We start from the raw sequence: 6000 nt of genomic DNA on the forward strand, positions 1-6000 counted from the left end.
GATGCGCGTGCAGGACGAGGCGGACGATGTCGCAGCGGAAGCGGCGTTCCAGCCGGGCGAGCGCCTGGCCGGGCCGCGCCGCCTGCCCGAGAGCGAGCGGGCGCTGTTCGCCGGTGCCGGCGCGGTGCTGCACGTGCTCGCCGGCGACACCCTGTTCCGCCGCGGCGAGCACGGCCGCAGCATGTTCCTGCTCGAGGCCGGCGAGGTACGCCTGTGCTTCGGCGACGACATGGCCGACAAGCTGCTCGAGCCCGGCCGGTACTTCGGCGAGCTGGCGGTGTTCCTGGGCGAGCACCTGCGCACCGCGGACGCGATCGCCGAGAGCGACTGCAGCCTGCGCGAGATCGACGTGGCCGCCTTCGACGACCTGCTCGAGCAGGCGCCGCGCGGCATGGCGCGCTTCATGCGCGCCGGCTTCTCCTACCTCGTGGCCGGCGAGAACCAGCTCCTGCATGGCCTGCGCCGTCGCAACGAGGACCTGATGCGCGCGCTCGACGCCCTGCGCCAGACCCGCAGCGAGCTGAGCCTGGCGCAGCAGCTGGTGCGCAGCGACGACCTCACCGGCCTGGCCAACCGACGCGGCCTGTACTCGTACCTGGAGGATGCCGCGCGCTATGCGTCACCGGACATGCAGCGCGCGCTGCTGCTCATCGACATCGACCATTTCAAGCGGCTCAACCGCACCCACGGCCATCTCGCCGGCGACAGCGCGCTGCGCGCCGTCGCCGAGGCGGTGCGCGGCCAGGCGGGGCCGTTCGACCTGCCGTGCCGGCTCGGCGGCGACGAATTCGCGCTGATCCTGTCGGTGGTGGACGAGGGCGACCTCGCGAACCGGGCGATCAGCCTCAGCACCGCCGTGCGCGCGCTGAGCCTGCCCGCGCTCGCAGGCGAGCGGCTGGGCGTGAGCATCGGCGGGGTGTTCTGCGATCCGGCCGAGGACTGGTCGCACTGGTACAGCCACGCCGACGCGGTCCTGCTCCGCGCGCGCGGCACCGACGGCGGGAACTGGCGCATCGAGTAGCCGCGCACGGGCGCGGCGGGGAGAGGGACATGGAAGCGGTCATGGGCTTGGATGGGCAGGTGCGGCCGGCGTCGCCCGGCGCGGATGCGGTCGCACAGCTGCGTACCGTGCTGTTGTGCGATCTGGCGGATTCCACCGCGCTCATCGAGCGCGTGGGCGACCGCCGCGCGGTGGAGCTGATGCGCGCCCACGACCGCCTCCTGCTCGGCCTGCTCGAGGCCCATGCCGGCCGCCTCATCGACAAGTCCGACGGCTGCCTGGCGCTGTTCGACCGGCCGATCCGGGCCGTCGCCTTCGCCCTGGCCTACCAGCGCGGGCTACGCGAGCTGTCGGCCGAGGAGGGCGTCGAACTCGCCGCGCGCGTCGGCATCCATGTCGGCGACGTGCTGGTCTGGGACAACGCGCCGGAGGCGGTGGCGGTCGGCGCCAAGCCGGTCGAGGTCGAGGGCCTGGCCAAGCCGGTGGCCGCGCGCCTGATGCAGCTGGCCCTGCCCGGGCAGATCCTGCTGTCGGGCATGGCGCAGAACCTGGCCCAGCGCGCAGCGCCCGAGCTCGGCGCGGACGCCGAGCAGGTCCGCTGGCGCACGCACGGCCGCTATCGCTTCAAGGGCACCACGACGCCGACCCTGGTGCACGAGGTCGGCGCCCCCGGCCTGTCGCCGCTGCGCGCGCCGCCGTCGCAGCCGAAGGCGCGGCGCGAGGTGCCGCTGTGGCGCCGCCCGCAGACCATGATCCTGGAGGCGATCGCCGCCTCCGTGCTGGTGGGCGTGATGTTCTTCGCGCTGCGCAGCACGCCCGCGATCGCCTTCCAGGAGCGCGACTGGATCGTGCTCGCCGACCTGCAGAACCTCACCGGCGATCCCCGCTTCGACGATTCCCTCGAGACCGCCCTGCGCATCAGCCTCGAACAGTCGAACTTCGTCAACGTCCTGCCCGACCTGCGCGTGCGCGACACGCTCAAGCGCATGCAGCGCGACCCCGGTGCCCCGATCGATCGCAGCGTCGCCGCCGAAATCGCGCAGCGCGAGGGGGCGAAGGCGGTGGTGTTGCCGGTGGTGGCCGAGGTGGGGGGGAGGCTGCAGGTCGGACTGCAGTTGCTGGATCCGGCCAGTCAAGCCGTCGTCCACACGGAGCTGGCCACCGCGTCGGCCCCCTCGACCATCGTCGCATCGCTCGGTGGGGCGGTGGACCGAATGCGCGAACACCTCGGGGATGCGCCGAAGACGACGCCGGCCTTGGCCACTCGCCTCGAGTCGGCCACCACTGACGATATCGACGCGCTGCGTGCCTATACGCTGGGCCAGCGCGCCTTCGCCCGCGGTGACCTCGATCGGGCTGAGCAGCACTATCTTCAGGCGACGACCCTCGACGACAGCTTCGCAATGGCCTGGATCGGCCTGGGGCGCATCCATCAGGCCCGGCACGAAGTCACGGCGGCAACGGCGCTGGTACGCAAAGCGCTCGAACTGGAGGACCGGCTGACCGCGCGCGAACGCCTCTACGCGCTGGCTCATCTTGCGGTGCTGGAGGCGCAGCCCGACGCGGTGATGCGATGGAAGGCGCTGGCGGACCTGTATCCGGACTTCGCTGCTGCGAGCCTGAACGTCGCGCTGTTCGCCGACACAGAGAACGACTATGACCTGATGCGCGAGTATGCGGCGGCCGCGGCTGGAGCCAACAGCCCCGTCGTCCGTGTCGCGCTGTACCTGAGAGCGGCCGGTGAAGTGTTGCAGGGTCGCCCGGCTCAGGCGGAAGAGAGCTATCGCCGGGCGCACGATCTCGGGATGACGGGCTTGAACGAATACCCGGCAGCGCTCGCCGTTCTGCAGGGAAATTCGTCCGCCGCGCGCCGGCTCCTCGACCCGATGAGCGCGAACGGTTCCGACCAGTCCGCCCGATATGCGATGGCGAGGACTGCTGTGGCGATCGCCTCGCACGACGAGGCCGGTCTTGCGCAGGAAGTGCTGGAGGGCGTCGCCGCACTCAATGCTCCATCCGGGGACGCCGAGCCCGCTGCCGTCCACGCAGCGGTCCTGCGGGTGATGACGTTGGCGGCAGCGGCACGTATGCAACCGGATGGTGCTCCCTCGCTCGGCGTACTCGCAGGGAGGCTGGCCGATCTGGCGGGCCAGGAGAAGGCGCCGAGCGACTCCGTTCTCTACACTCTGCTGGCTGCATACCTGTACTGCGACGCCGGACAGGGAGCAAAGGCGCTACAGCTTGCGGACGACGTGGACGGCGACCAGCTCCGCGTCTCGGCATTTCTGGCGAACCTGGACGCGATCGTCAGGGCGAAGGTCGCCCTTGCGGAACGGAGCCCCGAGCGGGCTCTGCGCCTCATGGAGCCCTACCGTGATACGCGTGCCCTGGTGACGGGACGCTTGGTCGTGGCGGACGCGCTGTCGGCAGCAGGGAAGCCCGGCGAAGCGGCGGCGGAGTTGCGCCTGATCGCGACACAGCCAGAGCGGGCGTGGTACGAGTGGGCGGGACAGGGGGCGCTGCGAGCGGAGAACGTAGTGAACTGGCGGATCGCTTCGCAGCGGATCGCCGACGAACCGGTGGGAATGGCAGCGCGGTAGTGGTCCGCGCTGCCCGTAGCGTCAGTAGCAATGCGGCAGGTAGTTCATCTTGCTGGTCAGGTCGGCCGCCATCTGGTCGAGCGATCCTTCGATCTCTTCCTTGGAGGGCAGGCGACGCTCCCCTGCGGCTAGAGTCCGCCGGGCTTCGTCATTCACCTCGACGCCGAGCGACTGCAGGACCGATATCGGATCGGCTTCGAACCTCGCCCGGAAGTCGTCGTCATGCGCCAGGCGCTCGAGAAGCTCCCTGGCCTTGTCGTTCTGCTGCATCGTGTCGCTCCTATCGGTGCTGTGGGGTGAGGTGCTGGCCGTCCCGCGCCGAAGTGGCGCAGTACGGGGTGGTAGTCAGGTTCAGGTGCTTGGGGCCTTTGCTGACGATGCCGAGGCCGTTCGCTCCGATGACCTGTTCCCGAATGGGATCCAGGCCCAGTTCCGCCTCGATATCGCCATCGTTGATCGCGGCGGTATAGAAGGCTCCCAGCCCGCGTTCGGCAGCGAGGAGATAAAGCGTCTGGCTCAGGTGGCCCGAGTCCAGGCACAGGACCTTGTAGGCCTTGGCATGGCGCCGGTACTTCCAGAAGCTTCGCTCCCCTCGCGCGACGTGCAGGATCAGCGCATGCGCGTTCTGGAAGTAGGTCTGGCCGCTGGTCATCCGAAGCGCGAGTGCGCGCGCGTCGGATCCGTCGAGAGGCCGGAGCAGTCCCAATGCATGGGTCGCCGTGCAGTAGTGATAGAGGCCGGGCTCGAGCGCGGCGACGCGCGGGGCTAGAACGTAGGCTTCGATCGGGTGCAGGCTGCCGCCGGATGGGCTGGTCTTGCGGACGCCAGCGACACCGGGAATGAACTCATTGGTTCCGAGGACGCCAAACGTCCCCTGCAGCACTGCTGCGAGGTCATCCAGGGGCAGGTGAGCCTCGCCATCGAAGTGTCGTGACGTCGAGCGTCTCGCAAGAACCTGGCCCAGCGAGGTCGGTGGCTGCACTGGCAGCCGAACCTGTTCGAGAGCGTCGTCGCGAACGAAGAAGTGGGGCGGCGGCAATCCGTGTCGCCGGACCATCTCGTGCATCCGCCTCGACCGCGCCTCGTCATCCGCACCGGTTCCCCCTTCGCCCGTCACCCCCGACCATCGCGTCATCGCGTGGAAGATCGCGGCCTGGGGATGCCAGCCCACGGCGTACAGGTCGTCCTCGCCCTTGCGCAGCGCTTCCGCCGCGGGCGTGTCCGCGTCGCTCAGCAGGCCGCCGCGCGCGGCGAGGGCGGCGATGGCGGTGGCGTCGAGGGGGCCGCGCGCGGCCAATGCGTCGATGTCGACCCACTCGCGCGCGTCCAGGGTGGCAATGAGTGCGAGTTCGTCGCGGGACAGCGCGATGCGCTCGCCGGTGACCGGGCACAGCAGGTGGCACTGCACCTCGGCGTCGAGGCGCATGGTCCCTCGCAGCAGGGCGCCGATGTCCGGGCTCAGCCGGTCGTCGATCTCGATCTGGCACGGCTGGCGCCGTCGAACGCGCATGCGGGACCCCCTATCCCGTAAAGCGGCCGCGCGATGCTAATGGAAGCGGGTCTTGAGTGATAGCGGCACCAAGCAAGTGCCTTTCATCGCCGCTGCACTAGAGCTGGCGAGCTCGGACCACCTACGTTGGTGGGAGAGGGGGGCTGCAGATGGTCCGTCGGCGTATCACCCTGCCATCTGCAGCCTCGGCATCTCACCATGCAACTTACTTATAAAGCAGAAAAATGGCCATGGGCGCAGCATTCTCGACATCTAACGCATCGCAAGCCGCGCGTACAGCTGCCTGAGACGGAAGCGATACATGGCTTGGGAGCGCCTCAGGTGGGAGGTGCAGTCCGTGCTCGCGGAGCGTCGAGGCAGGTGCAGTAGTTAACCTTCTGCGGAAGGTCTCATTTGTGGCGAGGTCGCGAAGGATGCTTGTCGTTGGGCTGAGCATGCGAATTCCCCATGGGAGAAGGTGGTTGGAGGTGGTCGAGCAGTGTCAGGCCGCGGTTAGCGGCTCCGGCAGGAAGTGCAATTCTTGCTTCTCTTCATCAATGATACCGAGGCCGTTCGCGCCTATCACGACGTGTTCGGCGGGATCGAAACCAAACCGTTCGCAGAAGTCACCGTCGTTGAGCGCGGCGGTATAGAATGCGCCTAAGCCTAAGCTCGCCGCTGCGAGGTAAAATGTTTGACTCAGATGCCCTGAGTCGAGCATCAGCACCTTGTAAGCCTTCGCGTGCCTGCGATACTTCCAGTGATTTCGACGGGGGCGGGCCACTGAAGCGTCCTCGTTGATTCGAGCCAGTCGGAAGTAGAGTTCCCCCAGAAGGAGCTCACATGAAGAAGTCGCGGTTCACCGAGGAACAGGTCGTGCGGATCCTCAAGGAGGTCGAGGCCGGCGCGAA

The 6000-nt window shown here is 68.6% G+C and carries 5 protein-coding genes; 2 read left to right on the top strand and 3 right to left on the bottom strand.

Going from position 1 to position 6000, the window contains the following annotated elements; translation table 11 throughout:
• Window positions 1-7: 7 nt before the first annotated feature.
• A complete protein-coding gene (locus KB893_RS10005; RefSeq protein ID WP_211925440.1) occupies window positions 8-1021 on the top strand; it encodes a GGDEF domain-containing protein in 1014 nt (337 codons plus the stop codon).
• A 29-nt stretch (window positions 1022-1050) separates the two neighbouring features.
• A complete protein-coding gene (locus KB893_RS10010) occupies window positions 1051-3600 on the top strand; it encodes a putative peptide modification system cyclase (RefSeq protein WP_211925439.1) in 2550 nt (849 codons plus the stop codon).
• Between the two features lie 21 nt (window positions 3601-3621).
• Here the strand turns inward: KB893_RS10010 and KB893_RS10015 are convergent, their stop codons facing one another.
• The 3 genes from KB893_RS10015 to KB893_RS10025 form a co-directional block, all read right to left on the bottom strand.
• Entirely contained in the window at window positions 3622-3870 is a 249-nt protein-coding gene (locus KB893_RS10015) for an NHLP-related RiPP peptide (protein WP_211925438.1), read from the bottom strand.
• 10 nt (window positions 3871-3880) lie between these two features.
• Entirely contained in the window at window positions 3881-5110 is a 1230-nt protein-coding gene (locus KB893_RS10020; protein ID WP_211925437.1) for a putative peptide maturation dehydrogenase, read from the bottom strand.
• Window positions 5111-5591: 481 nt separating this feature from the next.
• Window positions 5592-5873: a nitroreductase family protein gene (locus KB893_RS10025; RefSeq protein WP_425491153.1), complete on the bottom strand. Its 282-nt coding sequence runs from the start codon at window positions 5871-5873 to the stop codon at window positions 5592-5594.
• Window positions 5874-6000: the final 127 nt, after the last annotated feature.

Origin of the sequence: Coralloluteibacterium stylophorae (assembly GCF_018122625.2) — a bacterium.
Classification (GTDB): Bacteria; Pseudomonadota; Gammaproteobacteria; order Xanthomonadales; family Xanthomonadaceae; genus Coralloluteibacterium; species Coralloluteibacterium stylophorae.

Excerpts from the sequence above, each read along its gene's own strand:
- KB893_RS10015 (WP_211925438.1), bottom strand. The coding sequence starts at position 3,870 with ATGCAGCAGAACGACAAGGCCAGGGAGCTTCTCGAGCGCCTGGCGCAT.
- KB893_RS10020 (WP_211925437.1), bottom strand. The coding sequence starts at position 5,110 with ATGCGCGTTCGACGGCGCCAGCCGTGCCAGATCGAGATCGACGACCGG.
- KB893_RS10010 (WP_211925439.1), top strand. The coding sequence starts at position 1,051 with ATGGAAGCGGTCATGGGCTTGGATGGGCAGGTGCGGCCGGCGTCGCCC.